Origin of the sequence: Ensifer sp. YR511 (assembly GCF_900103045.1) — a bacterium.
In the GTDB taxonomy this organism is placed as follows: Bacteria; Pseudomonadota; Alphaproteobacteria; order Rhizobiales; family Rhizobiaceae; genus Ensifer; species Ensifer adhaerens.
Genome location: NZ_FNGR01000006.1, coordinates 33,565 through 55,741 on the forward strand (window position 1 = coordinate 33,565; position 22,177 = coordinate 55,741).

The 22,177-nt window shown below is 62.8% G+C and carries 17 protein-coding genes; 10 read left to right on the forward strand and 7 right to left on the reverse strand.

What is annotated here, in order from left to right; all coding sequences use genetic code 11:
- Positions 1-43: 43 nt before the first annotated feature.
- The gene (locus BLU15_RS13210; RefSeq protein WP_060586247.1) at positions 44-1,756 is read right to left on the reverse strand and encodes a phosphoethanolamine transferase; all 1,713 of its coding nucleotides are present in this window, start codon (positions 1,754-1,756) and stop codon (positions 44-46) included.
- 270 nt (positions 1,757-2,026) lie between these two features.
- Between BLU15_RS13210 and BLU15_RS13215 the strand changes: the two genes are divergently transcribed.
- The 8 genes from BLU15_RS13215 (at position 2,027) to BLU15_RS13250 (ending at position 11,262) form a co-directional block, all read left to right on the forward strand.
- Entirely contained in the window at positions 2,027-2,701 is a 675-nt protein-coding gene (locus BLU15_RS13215) for a response regulator transcription factor (protein WP_034799630.1), read from the forward strand.
- Positions 2,698-4,056, forward strand: a complete 1,359-nt coding sequence (locus BLU15_RS13220) for a sensor histidine kinase (protein WP_090295834.1) — start codon at positions 2,698-2,700, stop codon at positions 4,054-4,056. Before BLU15_RS13215 ends, BLU15_RS13220 begins: the two co-directional genes overlap by 4 nt.
- Before the next feature lie 166 nt (positions 4,057-4,222).
- Positions 4,223-5,389 (forward strand): HPP family protein, encoded by a 1,167-nt coding sequence (locus tag BLU15_RS13225; RefSeq protein ID WP_034799628.1) that lies wholly within the window; start codon positions 4,223-4,225, stop codon positions 5,387-5,389.
- A 181-nt stretch (positions 5,390-5,570) separates the two neighbouring features.
- Positions 5,571-6,272 (forward strand): CerR family C-terminal domain-containing protein, encoded by a 702-nt coding sequence (locus BLU15_RS13230; RefSeq protein ID WP_060586245.1) that lies wholly within the window; start codon positions 5,571-5,573, stop codon positions 6,270-6,272.
- The gene (hlyD, locus tag BLU15_RS13235) at positions 6,269-7,276 is read left to right on the forward strand and encodes a secretion protein HlyD (protein ID WP_090295838.1); all 1,008 of its coding nucleotides are present in this window, start codon (positions 6,269-6,271) and stop codon (positions 7,274-7,276) included. Before BLU15_RS13230 ends, hlyD begins: the two co-directional genes overlap by 4 nt.
- A complete protein-coding gene (locus BLU15_RS13240; RefSeq protein ID WP_090295841.1) occupies positions 7,273-9,003 on the forward strand; it encodes an ATP-binding cassette domain-containing protein in 1,731 nt (576 codons plus the stop codon). The genes hlyD and BLU15_RS13240 overlap by 4 nt, the downstream gene beginning before the upstream one ends.
- Complete coding sequence (locus tag BLU15_RS13245) at positions 9,000-10,148, forward strand: ABC transporter permease (RefSeq protein WP_090295844.1); 1,149 nt, start codon at positions 9,000-9,002, stop codon at positions 10,146-10,148. Before BLU15_RS13240 ends, BLU15_RS13245 begins: the two co-directional genes overlap by 4 nt.
- Position 10,149: 1 nt before the next feature.
- The gene (locus BLU15_RS13250; protein ID WP_090295847.1) at positions 10,150-11,262 is read left to right on the forward strand and encodes an ABC transporter permease; all 1,113 of its coding nucleotides are present in this window, start codon (positions 10,150-10,152) and stop codon (positions 11,260-11,262) included.
- Here the strand turns inward: BLU15_RS13250 and BLU15_RS13255 are convergent, their stop codons facing one another.
- Entirely contained in the window at positions 11,263-11,865 is a 603-nt protein-coding gene (locus BLU15_RS13255) for an alpha/beta hydrolase (RefSeq protein ID WP_090295849.1), read from the reverse strand. It lies immediately after the preceding gene.
- 155 nt (positions 11,866-12,020) lie between these two features.
- Positions 12,021-12,950 carry a VOC family protein gene (locus BLU15_RS13260; RefSeq protein WP_090295852.1) on the reverse strand — a complete coding sequence of 310 codons (930 nt, stop codon included), beginning with the start codon at positions 12,948-12,950 and terminating at the stop codon, positions 12,021-12,023.
- Between the two features lie 234 nt (positions 12,951-13,184).
- On the opposite strand from BLU15_RS13260, the gene BLU15_RS13265 reads away from it, so the two are divergent.
- Both BLU15_RS13265 and BLU15_RS13270 read left to right on the forward strand, forming a co-directional pair.
- Complete coding sequence (locus BLU15_RS13265; RefSeq protein WP_060586233.1) at positions 13,185-15,011, forward strand: sensor histidine kinase; 1,827 nt, start codon at positions 13,185-13,187, stop codon at positions 15,009-15,011.
- Entirely contained in the window at positions 15,008-16,369 is a 1,362-nt protein-coding gene (locus tag BLU15_RS13270) for a sigma-54-dependent transcriptional regulator (protein ID WP_060586231.1), read from the forward strand. Before BLU15_RS13265 ends, BLU15_RS13270 begins: the two co-directional genes overlap by 4 nt.
- 75 nt (positions 16,370-16,444) lie before the next feature.
- On the opposite strand, the gene BLU15_RS13275 is transcribed toward BLU15_RS13270, so the two are convergent.
- From BLU15_RS13275 to BLU15_RS13290, 4 genes are read right to left on the reverse strand one after another with little or no spacing between them, the layout of a single operon-like run.
- Positions 16,445-18,046, reverse strand: a complete 1,602-nt coding sequence (locus BLU15_RS13275) for an ABC transporter ATP-binding protein (RefSeq protein WP_060530325.1) — start codon at positions 18,044-18,046, stop codon at positions 16,445-16,447.
- Between the two features lies 1 nt (position 18,047).
- Positions 18,048-19,178, reverse strand: a complete 1,131-nt coding sequence (locus BLU15_RS13280; protein ID WP_034799617.1) for an ABC transporter permease — start codon at positions 19,176-19,178, stop codon at positions 18,048-18,050.
- The gene (oppB, locus tag BLU15_RS13285; protein WP_034799616.1) at positions 19,171-20,094 is read right to left on the reverse strand and encodes an oligopeptide ABC transporter permease OppB; all 924 of its coding nucleotides are present in this window, start codon (positions 20,092-20,094) and stop codon (positions 19,171-19,173) included. The genes BLU15_RS13280 and oppB overlap by 8 nt, the downstream gene beginning before the upstream one ends.
- Positions 20,095-20,148: 54 nt before the next feature.
- Positions 20,149-21,747 (reverse strand): peptide ABC transporter substrate-binding protein, encoded by a 1,599-nt coding sequence (locus tag BLU15_RS13290; RefSeq protein ID WP_034799615.1) that lies wholly within the window; start codon positions 21,745-21,747, stop codon positions 20,149-20,151.
- Positions 21,748-22,177: the final 430 nt, after the last annotated feature.

A 22,177-nucleotide genomic window follows, 5' to 3' on the forward strand; every position in this document is an offset into this window, starting at 1 on the left:
CGAGGCCGGGTTTTGTTCCGACCGTGGGCAAATTTACGGGCCGTTAAAGGGCGCCTGGAAACCCTGAGGAACGCACGGGGCTTGCCGGCAAGTCGTTGGTCGTATCCGCGGCCTGGAACGCCGCCCCGCCGCCCGGCTTCTTCGTGCAGCTCGCAAAGGCATCAAGGCCCGGCTTGTAGACCTTGGTCTCGACATTCATCATGCCGAGCACGGTATGAAACAGGTTGTCGTGGGATTTCGGCTGCGCCGTATCCTTGGCGAGGCACGCCGTATCGACACCCATTGCCGCCTGGTAGGGCTTCGAGAACCACGCAATAAACGGCACCTGCGTCTGTTCGCGCGGGGCGATGGCATAGGGCGCGCCGTGCAGATAGATGCCGTTCTCGCCGAGCGACTCGCCGTGATCGGACATATAGATCATCGCGCCCGCGATCTGGTCCTGATGCTTTTCCAGCAACCGGGCGACACTCGCCACCACGTAGTCGGTGTAGAGGATCGTGTTGTCATAGGCGTTCGTGATTTCTTCAACCGAACACTTCATCAGTTCGGGCGTGCGGCAATCGGGCGTGAAACGCCGGAACTTCTCGGGATAGCGCAGGTAATAGGACGGTCCGTGGCTGCCGAGTTGGTGGAGTACGATCACGCTGTTCTTCTTGGTCGCCGAGAGCTTCTTGTCGAGCTCGCCGAGGAAGATCTCGTCCAGGCATTCCCCGTTCTTGCAGAGCGGGCTGTTCTTCTGGTCGGTCATGCTGGCGAAGTTGATGAGGTCGGCAATGCCCTTGCTGCCGGTGTTGTTGTCCCACCAGGTGGTCGAAACGCCGGCGCGCGTCAGCACGTTCATGAGGTTTTCCGTCGAGCGCGCCTTCCAGTCGCTGTACTCATCACGCGGGTAGACGGAGAACATGCAGGGGAGCGACGTTGCCGTCGCCGTGCCGCAGCTCGTGGTGTCGGTGTAGTTGACGACGCCAAGCGCTTTCAGTTCCGGATTGGTCTCACGGCCATAGCCGTTCAGCGAGAAGTTCATCGCGCGCGCGGTTTCGCCGGCAACGACGACGACAACCACGGGCTTGCCGGCAGCGGCAATCCGCGCACCCTGTCGGGCATCGGTTGCGAGTGGCTGCACGACGATGTTGCGCTGCTTATAGGTCGAGGATGCATATCGCACGGCAGCCGAAACCGGCCCCGTCGGGTTGAACCGCTTCATCAGGTCCTTGTGTTCGCGGATCACGTAGGCGACGTTTGCAAAGTTCGCGTAAACCAGCCCCCCGCTGACGAGGAGGCAGGGAATGATCACCGCCAGGTTGACCGCAGCATTCGACAGGAAGGGCCGGTAGCGGAGCTTGAACCAGATCACCAGCAGCGACGGAAGTACCCCGTAAAGCAGCAGATGCGTCGCCAGACTGCCGGTCAGGAGGTGGCTGGCTTCGGCCTGCGTCGTCACCGCCGCGTTGCCGATCATGTCCTTGTCGATGATGACGCCGAAAGTATCGATGAAGTAGGAGGCGGCGGCCGATACCATGATCAGGAAGATCATCACCGGCTTCATCACATATTTGACGGAGGCCAGCGTCAGGCCTGCGAAGGTCAGCAGACACAGAGCCGCGCTGAAAGACAGACGCGCCGTGAGGGAATCGTCGAAATAGGCAACCGTGTGTGTCCAGAAGGATTTGTTGGTGGCGAGGAGCAGATAGGCACTGACAAGAGCGCTGAGCGCAATACTGCCGATTTCGGGGCGGCGAATACCTGAAAATCTCAAAACTGTAGTCTCCTGCGGTGACTGCAAGAGCGCCTGGGAGGGGCGTTGCAGGCACGGGCATTCAATCGAGATGGAGGCCGCGTGGCGGCCACCTGCTAGGTTGCAGCCTCCCCCTCAGCCGTTGAGATACGACGGACAAGCTGTCCAAACCCCGTCAAGATTGCTCATTGTTGCGCCGATACGCGCGCTGGTAGGTGTCGCGCAGGCAGTTGGCAGTCCCGGCGAAAGCCCATATGGTCGGCGGTGGCCCTGTAATATCGAGACGAATCAATGCGCCTGCTCCTGGTCGAAGACAGTCCGCGACTGGTTGAACTGGTCGGTGAAACCATGCGGGATGCGGGCTGGCGCCTCGATGCGGTTTCAAGCGTGGCCGATGCCGAAACGGCGATCGCGGCGCGCGAGCATGACCTGGTGCTGCTTGACCTCGGGCTGCCCGATGGCGACGGCCTGTCGCTGCTTCGCCGCGTCCGCCTGGAGTATCCCGGGCTGCCGGTGCTGATCATCACGGCCAAGGGCTCTGTCGACGAGCGCATCGCCGGGCTCGACGCCGGGGCCGACGACTATCTCGTAAAACCGTTCCACCATCGCGAGCTGCTGTCGCGCTGTCGCGCGATGCTGCGGCGCAATCCCCAGGCCGTACAGCCGGTACTGGAAGCTGGGACATTGCGCTACGACCCGGCAACCGCCGACCTCACCTGCGACGGCACGGTGGTGCCTTTGCCGCCGCGCGAGCGGTCGTTGATCGAGATCCTGATGCGCGAGGTCGGTCGCGTCGTGCCGAAGCGGAAGCTCGAAACGGCCCTTTCGGAATATGGCCAGGAAGTCACGCCCAATGCCCTGGAACTGGCTGTTTCAAGGGTGCGCAAACGCCTGCAGCCGCTCGATAGCGGCGTTCAGATCGAGACGGTGCGCGGCATCGGCTACCTCCTCAGGCAAGCTCCATGAGGAGCCGAAACCCTTCCCTGATCGGTATCGTAGCCCGCCGCATCATCGCCTTCTCGCTGTTGGCCATGGCGATCCAGATCGGCGTCGTCTTCGCCGACTACTGGTTCGACGACGACAAGCTGAGCGTGCTCATGCTGCAGCAGGAAACCGAAAACCTGATCGAGTATGTCCAGGTGCGCGACGGCGTGGCGCGTTACGAGCCCAATCGCGACGTGCGCGAACGCTATCTCGACCGGTCCGACGACAACGGCGCGATTTTCCTGCGTATCCGCACTGCGTCCGGCGAGATGATCCATTCGAACTGCACGGCCGAATGTGCCCAGCACTTCCTGCCGCTCAACGTCGACGCGCCGCAATTCTGGAAACGCCTGATCGCGCCGGGCAAACCTTTCAGCGTTGCCGGCGGCCAGACTTTCGAACGGGGCGGCCTGGTCGTCCTGGTCGAACTCGCGATCCTCAACGATCCGAACGGCTTCATGTACGGCGCCTTGCTGCACGAGATGTTCGATTCGATGATCGTGCCGATGACGCTAATGTTCTGTCTCGTGATCGGCGCGACGATCTGGTCGGTGCGCAGCGCCCTGCGGCCGGTCGCCATGGCCGCGCAGGCCGCCGACGCCCTCGACCCGCGCGACAGCAATGCGCGCCTGCCGTTGACGCGGATGCCGCAGGAAATCGCCCGTCTCGTCACCGCAGTCAATCGGATGCTGACCCGGGTTGCCGATCTCATCCAGTCGCAAAAGCTGTTCTCGTCGTCGATCGCCCATGAAATCCGCACGCCGGTGTCGATCGCCAAGATGGAACTGAGCCGCATCGACGACCCGCGGGCGCGCAATGCGGAGCGCGACCTGGACGCACTCACCCATATTCTGGAGCAGTTGACCTCGCTCGCGCGCGCCGATGCCGTCGATCCCTCCGCCTACCAGCGCACCAGCCTGTCTCAGATCGGCGCCGCCGTTGCGGAGGCGATTGCACCTTTCGTCTTCGACCACGACAAGTCCCTCGAATTCGTAAACGAAGGCACGCCACAGATAACTGCCATTCCGGCGCTCGTCGAAAACATGCTGCGCAACCTCATCGAGAACGCCGTCAAGCACAACCCGCCGGGAACCCGGATCGTCCTGACCTGTGGCCCCGGCCCGGTCGTCTGTGTCGAGGATGACGGCAAGGGGCTGATCGACCTTCCGGAGCACAACGAAGACCTCGGCTATGTAAAAAGCTCCGGGCAGCTCGGCCTCGGCCTGAAGATCGTGCGGCGCATCAGTGAATTGCACCAGGCAACCGTCGCGGTCGACACGACGCCCGGCCGTGGCACCCGGTTCTCGATCGATTTTTCCGCCGCCCTGTCGGGCTGACGAGCCCGACAGGGACAGCACGCGCCCGCGTGTGCATCGCACATTTTTTAGGCGCGATGCATATATTTCAATCCAACGCCGGTTTTTGGATGCGGATTTCATGCCCAATGCTGCGCCATGTGCTAATGGCGTGCCCAAGTCCGTACCTCCCCTCCCGAGAGGCTCCATGTCGAAGGCCCGCGCGTACATCAAGCGTTTCATCCCATCGCTCGTTCCGATCAGCCATCTGGAACGCCTGCGTGCGTCTTTGGGCGCGCTTCTTGGCATCCTGCTTACCGGCTTGATCAGCAGCTATGCCCTCGGGGCGGGCGCCAGCCTGCCGCTGCTGATCGCGCCAATGGGCGCCTCGGCCGTCCTTCTCTTTGCCGCCCCGGCCAGCCCGCTCGCCCAGCCCTGGTCGATCGTCGGCGGCAACACCATCTCTTCGCTGATCGGCGTGACCGCGGCGTTGCTGATCCCGGATCCGGTCGTCGCAGCCGCAGTCGCCGTCGGGCTCGCCATCGCGATCATGCTGCTGCTCGGCTGCCTTCATCCGCCGAGCGGGGCGGTTGCGCTGACCGCCGTGCTCGGTGGCCCGGCGATCCACGAGGCGGGCTACTGGTTCGTCCTGTCGCCGGTCGCCATCAATTCGGTCGTCATCCTCTTGATCGCGCTGGCGTTCAACAACGTGACCGGTCGCCGCTACCCGCATCTTGCGCAGGCGCCGACGCTGCATGGAACGAGCGACCCCGCGCCGACGCACAGGCTCGGCATCGTCCCCGAAGACCTGCAGGCCGTTCTCGCCCAATATGGTGAAGTGGTCGACGTCAGTCCCGAAGAGCTCGACGCGTTGATCCACCAGGCGCAGATCCGCGCCTTCAACCGCCGCTCCGGCGAAATCACCTGCGCCGAGATCATGTCGCGCGACGTCGCCACGGCCACGCCCGAGACGACCTTGCGCCAGGCCTGGCAGACCCTGATCAAGCATCACATCAAGGCGCTACCGGTCGTGACTGAAAAGGACGGCCTCGTCGGTATCGTCACGCAAACCGATTTCATGAAACACGCGATGCTCACGCCGCAGGGCGGCATCCGCCAGCGGCTCGGAAACGTTATCGGCTTCGGGCCGAAAACGCCGCGGCTCGTATCCGACATCATGACCCGCAAGGTGCAATCCGCCCTGCCGGAAACCATGATCGCCAAACTCGTGCCGCCGATGTCCGACATGGGGCTGCACCATATGCCCGTGGTCGATCCGGATAACCGGCTGCTCGGCGTCGTCACCCAATCGGATCTCATCGCCGCCCTCTTTCAGCGCCGCCTCGAACGGGGCGAAGAGCGCGACGTCGCTTAGGCCAAAAAGGTTCACCGGAGGTTCCTCGCCCGCAAAATAGAGCGCCACAGCAAAACCGCTGTGCGCCTTTGCGCGACTCGCTTTCTGCAACACGACCTCATCGAACCAAGGCATGTCGTCATCCGTCGCATACATTCATTCGATTGACTTAATCAATGGAATGATGTAATTTCAGTATGCCATGAAAAAAGAAACCTCGCCCCGTCCGACCAAGCAGGACCGCGGAGATGTCACCCGCGAGAAACTGTTGACCAGTTCCATCGACGTCTTTGGCCGCTACGGCTTTGACGGCGCAACCACTCGCATGCTCGCCGAAACGGCAGGCGTGAACCTCCAGGCAATCCCCTATTACTTCGGCGGCAAGGAAGGCCTCCATATCGCCGCTGCGGAGCACCTTGCCTCGATCATCATCGACCACGTCGCAGACCTTCGAAACGCGGTTCTTGCTCGCCTTGCCCACCTCGACAGCCAAGGCCAGCCGTTGGAACCCCGGGAAGCCCGCGACATGCTCACCCAGCTGGCGCAGCACATGGTCGCCCTCTTCGTGAGCCGTCAGTCCGAAAGCTGGGCGCGCTTCATCATCCGCGAACAGATGGAGCCGACGGAAGCCTTTGAGCGCGTCTATTCCAACGTCATGGGCCCGATGATCGGCATGGCCGGCAGGCTGGTTGCCACCATCCTTGGCGAGCCTCCTCAATCGGAACAGGTCCGGCTGAAAACCCTGTCCTTCGTCGGCAGCATCCTGGTCTTCCGCATGGCCCACGCAGCCGTGCTTCGGCAGATGAAATGGCAGGCGGTCGGTCCTGACGAGCTCGACCTCTTGCGCCGACATGCTGCCGAGCTGGTCGCGGCCATTGGAAGCAAGCGGGAGGACCGATCATGAACAAGCCAGCAGTAGCCCTTGTATTGCTTGCCGGCGCCGCGGCCAGTGCCTGGTGGTTCGACGTGCCGCAGCGGCTCGGCTGGATCGGCACGGAGCAGACCTCGGTGCTCTACGGCAATGTCGACATTCGGCAGGTTTCACTCGGCTTCCGCGTCAGCGGCCGCATCGCAAGCCTTGGCGTCGACGAAGGAGACGTGGTCAAGCCCGGGGACGTTCTGGCGACGCTGGACGCCGTCCCGTTCGAGCAGGCGGTCGCCGCGGCGCAGGCTGATCTCGGTGCGCTCAGGGCCAACCTTGCAAAACTGAGGGCGGGGGCACGCCCGACCGAGATCGCCCAGGCGCGCGCGACCCATGAGGAACGTCTGGCCGATCTCGAAAACGCCAATCTCGCTTATGAACGCGCCCGGCAATTGCGCCCGAACGGCACCATCTCCCAGGCCAATCTCGACGAGGCGAATGCCAACAGGGCGGCAGCGGCAGCGCGCGCCACCTCCGCCCGCGAGGCCTTGGCGCTCATCGAAGAGGGAAGCCGGATCGAGGATATTGAAGCCGCCCAGGCGCAGGTGCTTGCCGCCGAAGCCAAGCTCGAAAGCGCCCGCACCTCGCTTGCCGATACCCAACTGTTCGCGCCGAGCGCCGGCACGGTCCTGTCGCGGGTGCGCGAGGCTGGTGCCATCGTCGCGCCTTCCGACACCGTCTACGTCGTCTCGCTGAACGAACCCGTCTGGGTGCGCGCCTATGTGGCGGAACCGGACCTTGGCCGGGTGCATCCCGGCATGGCCGTCGAGGTCACGTCCGACAGCGCCCCGGACCACCGCTACAAGGCGAAGGTCGGGTTCATTTCACCGGTCGCCGAATTCACGCCCAAGTCGGTGGAAACGCCGGAACTGCGCACCGATCTCGTTTACCGCCTGCGCATCGTGGTCGACAAGCCGGGCCCCGATCTCCGGCAGGGCATGCCCGTGACCGTGCATCTGCCGAAAAAGGCTGGAGCCGCGCAATGAGCGACGAGGTGCCGTTCGTTCGCATCGCGGATGTGGTCAAGCGCTTCGGCGATGCCCCGCCGGCGCTCGACCATATCGCTGGCGAAATCTTGGGCGGGCGGATCACCGGGCTCGTCGGCCCGGATGGCGCCGGAAAGACCACGCTGATCCGCCTGATGACCGGGCTGATGGTGCCGGACGAAGGCAAGGTCGAGGTTCTCGGTTTCGATACGGTGGCGAATGCTGCCGATATCCAGGCGGCCATCGGCTACATGCCGCAACGCTTCGGCCTCTATGAGGACCTTTCCGTTCAGGAAAACCTCAATCTCTACGCCGATCTTCGCGGCCTGCCGCTTGGCGAGCGTGCAGCGACCTTCGACGAACTGCTTGAATTTACCGACCTCAAGCGTTTCACTAGCCGCCTTGCCGGCAAGCTCTCTGGCGGCATGAAGCAGAAGCTTGGCCTTGCCTGCGCCCTGCTGCGCAAGCCGAGGCTGCTTCTCCTCGACGAACCGGGCGTCGGCGTCGACCCGATCTCGCGCCGAGATCTCTGGAAGATGGTCGAAGACCTGACGAAGGAAGGCATCGGCGTCGTCTGGTCCACGGCCTATCTGGACGAGGCGGAGGCCTGCGACAGCGTTCTGCTCTTGAACGAAGGCAAGCTCCTGTTCACGGGCAGTCCCGCCGAATTGACCGCCAGGGTCGCCGATCGCGTCTTCAAGGTTTCCGGCATTACCCATGGGCGGCGCCAGAAGCTCGCAAGCTATCTCGACGACGACGATGTCGTCGACGGGGTCATCCAGGGCGAAGCGATCCGCCTGGTCATGAAGCCAGGGGCCAAACCGCCAACCCCAGACGGACATTCGTCCGCATCGGGCGCGGCGACAACCACGCCGCGTTTCGAGGATGCGTTCATCGACATGCTCGGCGGCGGTCCCGGTGGCCGCTCCAAGCTCGCGGAAACCCAGACCCCCTTCCCGACCGACGGCGAACGCCCGGTCATCGAAGCGCGCGGACTGACGAAACGCTTCGGCGATTTCACCGCCGCGGATGCGATCACCTTCGACATACCGCGCGGTCAGATCTTCGGGCTCTTAGGCCCGAACGGCGCCGGCAAATCCACGACCTTCAAGATGTTGTGCGGGCTGTTGAAGCCCACGGCCGGCGAAGGCCGCGTCGCCGGTTTCGATCTACGGCGAGACGCAGCGGAAGCACGCAACCGGCTGGGCTACATGGCGCAAAAATTCTCGCTCTACGGCGATTTGAGCGTCGGCCAGAACCTCAGCTTCTTTGCGGGCGTCTACGGTCTTGCCGGCGCGCGCAAACGCGAACGCATCCAGTTGATGACGGAAATCTTCGGCTTCGCCCGCCTGCTCGACATGTCGGCGAAAGATCTGCCGCTCGGCCTCAAGCAGCGTCTGGCACTCGCCTGCGCCGTATTGCACGAACCGGAAGCGCTGTTTCTCGACGAACCGACCTCCGGCGTCGACCCCATCACCCGGCGCGAATTCTGGACCCACATCAACGGCCTTGTCGAAAAGGGCGTCACCGTACTCGTCACCACCCACTTCATGGACGAAGCCGAATATTGCGACCGCATTTCGCTGATTTATCGCGGCCGGTCGATCGCGCTCGGCTCACCGGACGAATTGAAGGCGCAGGTCGCTAGCCCCGAGCTTCCGGACCCGACGATGGAGGATGCCTTCATCGCTCTGGTTCAAGGCTCAGAGGAGAAGGAGGCCGCATGAGCGCGCGCGCCGCAATGACCGAGGGCCGGGCCACGAGAGCCAGACGCTTTGCCGCGTTGGTGCGCAAGGAAAGCTATCAGATCGTTCGCGACCCGAGCAGCATCCTGATCGCCTTCGTGCTGCCGATGATCCTGTTGTTTCTCTTCGGCTATGGTGTTTCGCTCGACACGACGCAGACCCGCATCGGCCTCGTCGTCGAAGAAGAGGACCCGCTGACGCGCGATCTCGCTGCGGGATTTCAGGCCTCGCGTTATTTCACGGTGGCGGTCGGTCGGGACCGCCGCGAGTTCGAGGAAGACCTAGTGCTTGGCCGGGTCCGCGGCATCGTTGTAATCCCCAAGAGCTTCGTGGCCGACTACTCGGCCGGTCGGCACCCCGCCTTGCAGGTGCTCGTCGACGGCTCCGATCCCAACACCGCGAACTTCGTCCAGAACTATGCGCAGGCGACCGTAGCCAATTGGGAGCGCCAGCGGTTGAGCGACAGCGCCGGCCGGCCGCCGGCGATCTCGGCCGAGCAGCGCTTCTGGTTCAACCCGGAGCTGACCAGCCGGAACTTCCTGGTGCCGGGCTCGATCGCCATCGTCATGACGCTGGTCGGGACGCTGCTCACCTCGCTCGTCGTTGCACGTGAATGGGAGCGCGGCACGATGGAGGCGATGATGGCGACGCCGGTTTCGGCAGCCGAACTCCTTACCGGCAAGCTGCTGCCCTATTTTATTCTCGGGCTCACCTCGATGACGCTCTGCGTCCTCCTTGCCGTCTTCCTCTTCGGCGTTCCTTTTCGCGGCTCGGTCGCAGCGCTCTACGCGCTGTCAGCGACTTTCCTGATGCCGGCGCTCGGTCAGGGCCTGTTGATTTCCGCGGCGACCAAGAACCAGTTCCTCGCCTCGCAGCTCGCGCTGATTTCGGCGTTTCTTCCGGCCTTTCTGCTTTCGGGATTTCTCTTCGAGATCAATTCGATGCCGACGGTCATCCAGTGGATCACCTTTATCGTGCCGGCGCGCTATCTGATCCCGAGCCTGCAGACGGTGTTTCTGGCTGGCGACATCTGGCCGATGTTCGGCAAGTCCATTGCCGCCATGCTCCTGATCGGCAGCGTGTTCTTCGCGCTCGCCGCCCGCAGTACCCGCAAGAGGATCGGCTGACATGTGGTGGACGAGACTGAAGGCCCTGATCGTCAAGGAGTTGCTGGCGGTGCTGCGCGACCCCAAGGGGCGCACCGTGCTGATCGTACCGCCGATCCTGCAGCTTCTGGTGTTCTCCTACGCTGCGACGCTGGAGGTCACGAATGTCGAAGTGCTGGTGCTGAACCGCGACAACGGCCACTGGAGCCAGGATCTGATCGAGGGGATCGACGGCTCGCCAACCTTCCGAAGCATCCGCTTCACCGACAGTCAGCAGGAGGTACGCCTGGCGATCGACACCCAGCAGGTCATTGCGGCGATCGAAATCGGCCCCACCTTCTCGCGCGATATCGAGGCCGGCCGGCCGGCGGAGGTGCAGGTCATCCTCGACGGCCGCCGCTCCAATGCGTCGCAGATCGTCTCCGGTTATCTCGGCCGTATCGTCGGCGCGCTTGCCGCCGAGACGCCCACCGGCAAGCGCATGGCATCGGGGGCGGTCACCGTCGTTGCCCGCAACTGGTTCAATCCAAACCTTACCTACCAGTGGTTCATGGTTCCGAACCTCGTCGCCAGCATCGCATTGTTGATCGGTCTTATTGTCACGGCGCTATCGATCGCGCGCGAACGGGAGCTCGGCACTTTCGATCAACTGATGGTCTCGCCGCTTCGAACCCACGAGATCCTGATCGGCAAGCTGATCCCGCCGATGATGATCGGCCTCTTCCACATCAGCATTTACATCCTGGCGGCCGTCTTCATCTTCGGCGTGCCGCTGCGCGGCTCGCTGCTTTTGCTCTACGGCAGCGCGGTGTTCTACCTCGCCTCCGTCGTCGGCCTCGGCCTGTTCATTTCTGCCCTGTCGATGACGCAGCAGCAGGCGATCCTCGGCGCGTTCCTGTTCATGGTGCCGGCGATGCTGCTTTCGGGTTTCGCCACGCCGATCGAGAACATGCCCTCCTGGCTGCAGCCGATCACCTATGTCAATCCGCTGCGCTACTTCCTCGTGATCGTGAAGGGCGTGTTCCTCAAGGACATTCCGGCGGTCGAGGTGGCGCGACAGACGATCCCATTGTTTCTGATCGCCATCGTCACCCTCTCGGCCGCCTCCTGGCTCTTCCGTCGCCGGCTGGAGTGATCAATCCTTCAGGAAGCGCGCGATCGCCGCGATTTCATTCTGGCGGATGTCGTGCCCGCCCGAATGCCACTCGATCTCGGTTGCCGCGCCCTGCCCCTGGAAAAAGTCCGCGAGCGCCTGGGTCAGCGGTGCCGGGCAGATGGGGTCACGCTCGCCGGCGGTGATCAGGACGCCACGCCCCTTCAGCCCCGCACTGTCCTTCGGGCGGAACGGGATCAAGGGATGCATCAGCACCGCCTTGTCGAAAACACCACCTTCGATCAGCACATTGGCAAGGATGTTCGCGCCGTTGGAATAACCAAGGCCGATCACCTGAGAAGCCTGATGCTCCGTAGCCAGCGCCTTGACGAAGCCCGTCATCTTTTCGGTGGCGCGAGCAAGGTCGGCCATATCGTAGACACCCTCGCCGGTGCGCTTGAAGAAGCGTGCGGCGCCAAATTCCGAAACGTCGCCTCGTGGCGAAACGATCGTCGCGTCGGGCAGCAACTCGGATGCGAAAGTGAAGAACTGGTTCTCGTCACCGCCGGTCCCGTGGAACACGAAGAAAATCGGCTGGCCGGGCTTTCCGGCCTTCAGCTTGTGAACATAGCCATGATCTACCATTTTTGTCTCCTGGGGCAGGCCTCCGACGGGTCGAAGCCTCGTGCGAACCTGCCTGATTTCAAAGCGTTGGCTTCACGGTTTCGACGAAACTGTGAACCGACCTGTGCAAGATCGGGTAGCGAAGGCTCGCCGCGGCGGCGAGCCTTCTTGGCGTCTTAGTCGATCTTCTGCAGGTGACTTTCGAGGATCGGGCGCAGGTGCTTGTGCTGCTGCGGCAGCTTCAGCGCCTCGCCGAGATGGGCGAGGTCCTCGTCCCGGTCGAAGCCAGGCTCGTTTGTCGCGATCTCGAACAGGACGCCGCCCGGCGTGCGGAAATAGATCGCCCAGAAGTAATCGCGGTCGATGACCGGCGTCACCTGATAGCCCGTGTCCATCAGTGCCTTGCGCACCTCGAGTTGCTTTTCGCGGTTATCGACCGCGAAGGCGATGTGGTGCACCGAGCCGGCCCCTTGCGAGGCGCGGCCGATATTCGGCATCGTTTCGAGGTCGATGACGCGGGCATCGTTGCCGCCGGGCACGATTAGACGAGTTACACCATCCTTGCGGTCAAGTTCTTCGTAGCCCATGAACTTCAGAAGTTCCGCCGTCGCACCTTCGTCACGTAGGCGCAGTGCTGCCGAATGGAACCCGCGGATCGCATGATCAGCGGAAATGCCGCCTTCCGTCCAGGGCGTGCGCCCATCGTCCCTGACCTCGACAAGCGCAAAGCCGTCACCATCAGGGCCGGCAAAGTTCAGGCGGTTTTCACCGAAGGTTTCTTCATCCTTGAGACCGGTGGCGCCGAGCGTCGCCAGCCGCTCTTTCCAGAAACCGAGCGAACCTTCGGGCACGGAGAAGACGGTGGTTCCGACTTCGCCAGTACCGGCGCGGCCACGCGGCATCTGCGGGAACGGGAAATAGGTCATGACGGTACCAGGCGTGCCGGCTTCGTCGCCGTAATAGAGGTGGTAGACATCCGGCGAGTCGAAGTTGACCGTCTTCTTGACACGGCGCAGGCCGAGCGACTTGGTGAAGAACAGGTTGTTCTCGCGTGCATCGTCCGCCATCGAAGTGACGTGATGCAGACCCTTGATCTGATTGAGCATTGCCGTGATCCTTTCTCTCCGGCGCCACCGGGCGCTCCGTTGGGTCTTAGATGCGCCTATCCGCTCCTCGGCGAAAGACGGCCGCAACCAAACGCATTGTCAACAGATCGTTGACGACACCTAAAACTCGTCAACAGAAGCGAGTTCCAGCGGCGACTTGTGAGCCCTCGCCCCGATGCTTAAGATCGGCGGGCGGCATTTGCTGCAACGACGCGAGGAGGGGCGCGCATATCTGTGAAACATCGCTTGGTCCTTGCGTTCCTGCTGTTGCCGCTGCTTGCAGCCATGCTGGCATGGAAAGGCTATGCGGTCACGACCGACAGCTATTTGCGCGAGGCAGGTGCTCAGGCGACCACGGCGCTGCGCCTCGCCGTCACCGCGCTCGACGGCCACCTCAACCGCTACCAGGCGTTGCCGGCACTGATCGCGGATCATGACGATGTCCGCGAGCTCGTCACCCGCCCACGGGACCGGCGACTGCGGGAGGCCGTCGACAGCTACCTCAAGGACATCAACGGCCTGTTGCAGTCCTCGGACATCTACGTGATCACGCCGGATGGCAACACCATCGCCGCCAGCAACTATGACGGGCCGACGAGCTTCGTTGGGCAGAATTTCAGCTACCGGCCCTACTTCCAGGAAGCGCTTCGCGGCGAGCAATCGCGGTTCTATGCACTCGGAACCACGTCGTTGAAACGCGGCTACTTTTTCGGCTCCCCGATCCGGGTCGGCAACGAGATCCGCGGCGTCATGGTGTTCAAGGTCGATGTCGAGCGCATCGAAGCGTCCTGGCAGGGCGGCGAGTACAAGATCTTCGTCTCCGACCCGGAAGGCATCGTCTTCATGTCCGGCGATCCGGAATGGCGCTACGCGTCGATCCTGCCGCTGACGTCGGACCGGCTTGCACGAACCGAGGCCTCCAGGCGCTACGCCGATGCGACCGTACATGCCCTTCCCGTGTCGGAGCGTGTTTCGTCCGACCGTCATTTCCTCACCGTCTCGGCCGAAAACTCGAGCCGCGAATACCTGATGCTTTCGCAGCGGATGCCCGACGCCGACTGGACGGTGAATGTGCTGGTCGACACCGCGTCGGTGCGAACACAGGCGCTGACGACTGTTATCGCCGCTCTGCTTCTGCTCTGCCTTGCCGGTCTCGGCGTCGCCATCATTCTCCAGCGGCGCGCGCGGCTCAACGAGCGCCTGTCGATGCAGGCGGAAGCACAGGCCGAGCTGGAACGCCGCGTAGACGAACGCACCGCTGACCTTGCCCGCGTCAACGGCCAGATCGAGGAAGAGATCGCCGAACGGCGGCTGACGGAGAAGCAACTGCGACGGACGCAGGCCGATCTGATCCAGGCCGGAAAACTGGCAGGGCTCGGGCAGATGTCCGCCGCCCTCTCGCACGAATTCAACCAGCCGCTCGCCGCCGCCAAGACCTATGCTGACAGCGCCGCACTGCTGATCGAGCGGGGTCGGTCCGACGAAGCGACGGACAATATCCGCCGCATCTCCGGGCTTGTCGACCGGATGGCGGCGATCAGCAAGCACCTGCGCAATTTCGCCCGCAAACCGAACGAGAAACTCGGGCCGGTCCCGGTCGAGGAAGTGGTGCGCGACACGATGGAGATCGTGTCGGTTCGGCTGAAGGCGGCGGCGGCGACCATCGACATCGATCTCGGCAACGAACCGCTCGTCGTCCGGGCCGGCTCGGTCCGCCTGCAGCAGGTGCTGGTCAACATCATTTCCAATGCCGCCGATGCCGTCGAGGGCCTTGACGACCGCACCATCCGCCTGCGTGCGAAGCAGGAAGACGGCAAAGTCGTGCTGACCGTCAGCGACCGTGGCCCCGGCATTGCGCCGGCGATTGCCGAACGTATCTTCGACCCATTCTTTTCCACAAAGGGCGTCGGCAAGGGGCTGGGCCTTGGCCTTTCGATTTCCTATAACATTATCAAGGATTTCGGCGGAAGCCTTGTCGCCACTAACCTTGCGGAAGGCGGCGCCGAGTTCCGCATCGAACTCGCTGCCGAAAACAGCAATGCCCGGGAGGCCGCCGAATGATCGAGAGCCGGATCCTGCTCGTCGATGACGAAGAGGATGTGCGCCATTCGAGCGCCCAGGCGCTGGAGCTGGCCGGTTTCCGCGTCGATACCTTCTCGGCCGCCGAACACGCGCTCGAATTCATCAGCTACAGTTTTCCTGGCGTGGTGATCAGCGATATCCGCATGCCGGGCATGGACGGCATGACCCTCCTGCAGCGCATCCGCGAAATCGATGCGGAGGTACCGGTTATCCTCGTCACCGGCCATGGCGATGTGCAACTCGCGGTCCGGGCCATGCGCGAAGGCGCCTATGACTTCGTCGAGAAGCCCTTCGCAGCGCAGATGCTCGCCGGCACGATCCGCCGGGCACTGGACTGGCGCGCGCTCGTTCTTGAAAACCGCCGGCTGAAGGCGGTTGCCGGCAAGCGCGACGACATCGAACAGCGGCTGCCCGGTCGAAGCCAGGTCATGGTCGATCTGCGCTACCGCATCCGCGCGCTCGGCGCGGCCGATGCCGATACCTTGATCATCGGCGATACCGGCGTCGGCAAGGAGGTGCTGGCCCGCACGCTGCATGATCTGAGCACCCGCGCCAACAGCCCGTTCATCGCCATCAACTGCGCCGCACTGCCCGAAAACCTGATCGAAAGCGAGCTCTTCGGCCACGAGCCCGGCGCCTTTCCCGGCGCCATCCGTCCACGCTACGGCAAGTTCGAACATGGTCGCGGCGGTACGATCCTGCTCGACGAGATTGGCTCGATGCCCTTCGACCTCCAGGCAAAGTTTCTGCGGGTGCTGCAGGAACGCGTCATCACCCGGCTCGGATCGAACGAGCAGGTCCCGCTCGACGTCCGTTTCATCGCCACCAGCAAGGTCGATCTCGAAAAGGAAGTCGCCGCCGGGCGCTTCCGGGCGGACCTCCTCTATCGCCTCAACGTCGCGACGCTCCGCGTCCCCTCGCTTGCCCAGCGGCGCGCCGACATTCCGCTGCTCTTTCTGCAACTGGTCAGGGAGTCGGCCGCTCGCTACGGCCGGGATGAGGTGGAGATCTCCCAATCGATGCTGGCCGAAATCGCCGAGCGCGACTGGCCGGGCAACGTGCGCGAGTTGCGCAATGCCGCCGAGCGGCTGGTGCTCGGGCTCGATGCGGCTCCCGACGACAGCGCGCGATCGGAAAACGGCAACCGCCTCGCCGACAAGGTGGCGGCCTATGAAAAAGGCCTCATCGCCAGCGCAATCGCCGCCCATGGCGGCGCGCTGAAGCCGGTCTACGAGACCCTCGGCATCTCGCGCAAGACGCTCTACGAAAAGATGCAGAAGTTCGGGCTCGACAAGAAACTCGTCGCTTCCGATTTCTCCGCAGAGAACGAGACCTGACGTTTCCGAGCCCGAGAACGGAAACGGGGACGCGATCGCTCGCGTCCCCGCCAAATTTTGAAGGCCTGTGCCTGCTCAAACGTTGAAGGCAGCGCCGATCAGCGTCTTGGTATAGGGCTGCTTCGGCGCCTCGAAGATCGCATCGGTCTCGCCTTCCTCAACAATCTTGCCGTTCTTCATGACGATCACATAGTCCGACATCGCCTTCACCACCGAAAGGTCGTGGCTGATGAAGATGTAGGAGAGCCCGTGTGAGCGCTGCAGGTCGCGCAACAGCTCGATCACCTGCCCCTGGACCGAACGGTCGAGCGCCGACGTCGGCTCATCGAGGATGACGACCTTGGGCTTCAGGATCATGGCACGAGCAATGGCGATGCGCTGGCGCTGGCCGCCCGAGAACTCGTGCGGGTAGCGGTTGCGGGAGGCGGGATCGAGGCCCACTTCCTTCAACGCTTCCGACGCCCGGCGGTCGCGGTCGGCGCGGGTGAGCTCGGGCTCGTGCACGTGCAGGCCTTCGGTGATGATTTCGCCGACGGTGCGCCGTGGCGAAAGCGAGCCGTAAGGATCCTGGAAGACGAGCTGCAGGGTGCGCCGCAGCGGCCGCATCTGCCCGCGGTCGAAGCCGGAGATATCCGTCGTGCCGAAGCGGTAGTGGCCGCTGCTCGGCAGGAGTCGAAGAAGCGCGCGGCCGAGCGTCGACTTGCCCGAACCGGACTCGCCGACGACACCGATCGTCTGCCCTTCCTTCAAGCGCAGATTGACGCTGTCGACCGCTCGGAAGACGGACTTGCCGCCGCGGAAGAGACCGCCACCGATCTGGTAGTCGACGCAGACGTCGCGACCTTCAAGAATGATCGGCGCACTGTCGGGCGGAGACGCCTTGCGGCCGCTCGGTTCGGCGGCAAGCAGCATCTTCGTATAGTCGGCCTGCGGCCGTTCGAAGATGTCGGCCGTCGTGCCCTTTTCAACCACTTCGCCGCGACGCATCACGGCGACACGGTCGGCGAAGTGTTTGACGATGCCGAGGTCGTGGGTGATCAGCACGATCGCCATGCCGAATCGCTTCTGCAGCGATTTCAGGAGATCGAGGATCTGTGCCTGGATCGTCACGTCGAGCGCCGTCGTCGGCTCGTCCGCAATCAGCAGATCCGGGTCGTTCGCAAGTGCCATCGCGATCATCACGCGCTGGCGCTGGCCGCCCGATAGCTCGTGCGGATAGCTGTCGATGCGGCGCGCCGGTTCCGGAATGCCGACGAGCTCCAGCAGTTCGAGCACGCGCGCCCGCGCCTGCTTGAACGTGCCGCCGCGGTGGTGAACGATCGGCTCGGCGATCTGGCGACCGACCGGATAGAGCGGATCGAGCGAGGTCATTGGCTCCTGGAAGATCATGGTGACCTTCGCGCCGCGGACCTGGTTCAAGGCCTTAGCCGGCAGTCCGACGAGCTCCTGCCCGCGATAGGTTGCCGAGCCGGTCACGGTGCCGTTCTTGGCAAGCAGACCCATGATGCCCATCATCGTCTGACTCTTGCCGGAGCCGGACTCGCCGACGACCGCGAGCGTTTCGCCGGTGCGCACATCGAGATCGATGCCCTTGACCGCTTCGACCGTGCCGTCAGGCGTCGAGAAGTTCACCTTGAGACCGCGAACGGCCAGGATGGTTTCCTTGGTATCTGCCATGTCAGCGATCCTTCGGGTCGAGCGCGTCGCGCAGGCCGTCGCCGACGAAGTTCAGCGAGAACAGCGTCAGGACGAAGAAGATGGCCGGGAAGATCAGAAGCCATGGCGCCGACTGGATGTTGTTTGCGCCTTCCGAGATCAGCGCGCCCCAGCTCGTCAGCGGCGCCTGAACGCCGAGGCCGAGGAAGGAGAGGAAGCTCTCGAGCAGGATCACCTTGGGCACGACGACTGTCACGAAAACGATGACCGGGCCAATCGTGTTGGGGATAATGTGCCGGCGGATGATCTGCCAATCTGTGAGGCCGAGCGCCTGAGCGGCGCCGACGAATTCTCGACGTTTCAACGCCAATGTCTGGCCGCGCACGATACGGGCCATGTCAAGCCATTCCACCGCCCCGATCACCAGGAAGATCAGGATGAACGAGCGGCCGAAGAACACGACGAGAACGACGACCAGAAACACGAAGGGCAGAGAATACATGATCTCAACCAGACGCATCATGACGTTGTCGACGCGACCGCCGATGTAGCCCGATGTCGCGCCGTAGACCACGCCGATCCCGAGAGACACGAGGCTCGCAAGCAGGCCGACGGCGATCGAGATCTGGCCGCCGAGCATGACGCGAACCAGGAGGTCGCGGCCGTTGGAATCCGTGCCGAAGGGGAAGTATTCCCGGTCGACCTGACCGGTCACCTTCAGCGTCTTCCCGTCGTTTTCCGTTGCCACCACCTGGGTGTCGCGGAATTCGTTGGCGCGGTCGAAGTAGCGCGTGGCGCGGGAATCGATCGGCTGTTCGGAAGTAATCGTCGCGGTGAAGGTTTCCCCCTCGAGATTGAACTCCTTGAGCGTGACGCGTGCCCGTGTGGCGACGCCTTCCATCACGTCCTGAAGCGTCGACGTATCTGGACGCGGCTCCAGGCTCGGGCTGATCGAGACGTAGGACGGAAACACCTGATCATAGGTGTGCGGGACGAAGAACGGGCCGAGGAACGAGAACAGCGCGATAAGCGCCAGCATGAAGCAGCCGGCCATGGCGGCGCGGTTGCGCTTGAAACGCATGGCGGCGAGCTGGAAGAGGCTGCGCCCCTTTGTTTCCGGCGTCGCCGCCGGGGTCTGGGCGATATCAGTCATGGCGAACCCTCGGATCGAGCAGGCCGTAGAGAATGTCGACCAGGAGATTGAAAACGATGACGAAGATGGCAACGAGGATAACTGTGCCCATCACCAGCGTGTAGTCACGGTTGATGGCGCCAAGGACGAAGTAGCGACCGACGCCCGGGATGGTGAAGATCGTCTCAACGACGGCCGAGCCGGTCAGAAGGGCCGCAGCACAGGGCGCGAGATAGGACACGACCGGCAGCATCGCACCACGCATCGCATGGGTAACGACGACCGTTCGTGATGGCAGGCCATAGGCCTTGGCCGTTCGGATATGGTCGGTATGCAGCGCCTCGATCATCGAGCCGCGCGTGAGCCGCGCAAAAACTGCAAGCTGCGGCAATGCCAGCGCGATCATCGGCAGGATCAGGAAGCGCAGCGATCCATCCCCCCAACCACCGGCCGGCAGCCATGCGAGCACGATCGCAAAGACCAGTGTCAGCACCGGGCCGACGACGAAGTTGGGCACGGTGACCCCTATCGTCGAAAACGACATGATGGTGAAATCGAGGACGCTGTTTTGCCGAAGCGCGGCAATCGTTCCGGCGGTGACGCCGCCGATCAGCGCAATAAGCAACGCGTAGAAGCCGAGTTCCATCGAATAGGGCAGACCCTTGCCGATCAATTCAGCGACGTTGTTGTCCTTGTAGACGTAGCTCGGGCCGAAGTCGCCGGTCACCGCATTGCTGAGATAGTGCGTGTATTGGCGCCAAAGAGGCTGGTCGAGCTGGTACGTCTTCATCAGGTTCGCCATCGTTTGTGGCGGAAGAGGACGCTCGAGGTTGAAGGGGCCACCAGGGGCGAACCGCATCAAGAAAAACGAAATGGTGACGACGATAAACAAGGTCGGCACCGCACTCGCCAATCGGCGAAGGATGAAGGAAATCATGGACGTGCTCCGGAGGCGACGCGCGACCTTATGACCGCGCGTCGTCTCTGTTCGTTATTCGGCGATGCTCAGGAACTTGCTGAGGTGCTCGTTCGGAGCATTGTCCGCCCAGCCCTTGACGCGGCTGGCAACCAGCCACAGGTCGGCCTGGGTCAGAAGCGGAGCGATCGGCTGTTCCTTCATCAGCAGCGCTTCGGCTTCATGCATCAGCTTCGAGCGAGCGGCCGGATCCTGCTCGTCGTAGGACTTCTTCATCAGGCCGTCGAACTCGGCGTTTTCGAAATGGCCGTAGTTGAAGGTCTTGTTGGAGCCGACGCTGAGCGCCAGGAAGTTCTCGGCATCCGCGTAGTCAGCCTGCCAGCCGGCGCGGGCAACGTTGAACTTGCCGCCTTCCTGCAGGTAGGCGTAGTGCGAGGACACGTCGAGGTTCACCAGCGACACCTTGGCGCCGAAGGTGTTCTTCCACATGTCGGCGACAGCCGTTGCGACGCGCTCGTGGTTCGGGTTGGTGTTGTAGCGCAGCTCGATGTCGAGCGGCTTGCCACCTTCGCCGTAGCCGGCTTCCTTCATCAGGGCGATGGCCTTGTCTTCGCGGTCGAGCTGCGACAGCGTGCCGAACTCGGCCTTGGACGGCTCACCGTAGCTCTCGATGCCCGGAGGAACCATCGAATAGGCGGGGAGCTGCGAACCGGCGTAGATTTCCTTGGCGAGGAAGTCGCGGTCGACGGCCATGGAGAGAGCCTGGCGGACGCGAACGTCGCTATAGGGCTCCTGGCGGGTGTCGAAGGCGTAGTAATAGGTCGCAAGCGACGGCGAGACATGGACCTGCTCGCCATAGGACGTGCGCAGACGGTCGATCTGGTCAGCCGAGAAGTTGTAGACGAGGTCCATTTCCTTGGCTTCGAAACGACGAACCGAAGCAGCCTGGTCGTCGATCGGGTAGAAGATGACCTTGTCGAGCTTGACGTTGGCCGCATCCCAGTAGTTGGCGTTCTTGACGACGGTCAGGCTGTCGTTCGGAACGTGGGCCTGCAGCGTGAAGGCGCCGTTCGATACCATGACGCCCGGCTTGACGAAGTCCGCGCCGTTCTTTTCGACGCTGGCCTTGCTGACCGGAAGTGCCGTCTGGTGTGCGAGCAGCTCCAGGAAGAACGGGGTCGGACGCTCGAGCGTGATTTCGACGGTCTTTTCGTCGATCGCCTTGATGCCGAGCTGATCGGTCGGCAGGTCGCCCTTGTTGACCTTTTCGGCGTTCTTGATCGGGAAGAGAATGTTGGCGTAGCCGGCAGCCGTCTTCGGATCTTCGACGCGGCGGAAGGAGAAGACGAAGTCTTCAGCCGTTACCGGCGAACCGTCCGACCACTTTGCATCGGCGCGCAGCTTGAAGGTGTAGACCGTGCCATCGTCCGAAAGCTCCCACGTCTCAGCAACACCGGGGACGATCTTGGCAGAGGCGTCATAGATCGTCAGACCTTCGTAGAGGTCCTTGAGGATGAACGCTTCAATGTTGATCGAGGTGTGGTGCTGGTCGAGCGTCTGCGGCTCACCTGCGTTGCCGCGATGCAGGACAGCTTCGGCAAGTGCCGGGCTTGCTCCGATGAGCAGCGAGCCAATCAGCGCGGCAGCGCGGAGGTTGAGTTTCAGTGATGCCATTTTGTTTCTCTCCTTCCCCTTGTTTTGGGTTTGTGATCGCAGGAGAGAAGTGCAAATCGTTCGCGAACGCAAGGCGGATTCTGCGGCTGTCTGCATCTTTATCTATAGGAGGGGAATCGACCTATCCCATAGGTTGTATTTTGTTTGCGATTCTTTTCGTCGCCTTTGCGACGGGCATATGACGTGAACAGGGCATTTTTGCGAAATCTACTGCAACGTTTTAGGTCCGCGCTTTTTGTCGGCCGGATTGGGCCTCGAATCATCCGCGATGCAAAGTTTGTGAATTTTAGCGGCAGTTTACGTAATCTGCGCAAAGAAAGAGGGGCGTTGCCGCAATCTTCTTGCGAGACGTTCACCTCCTGTCGACAGACTGTTTCCGAGAGGGCATCCACCGCGGTGGTGTAGCAGACAAAACCAGCGCCCAATGGTT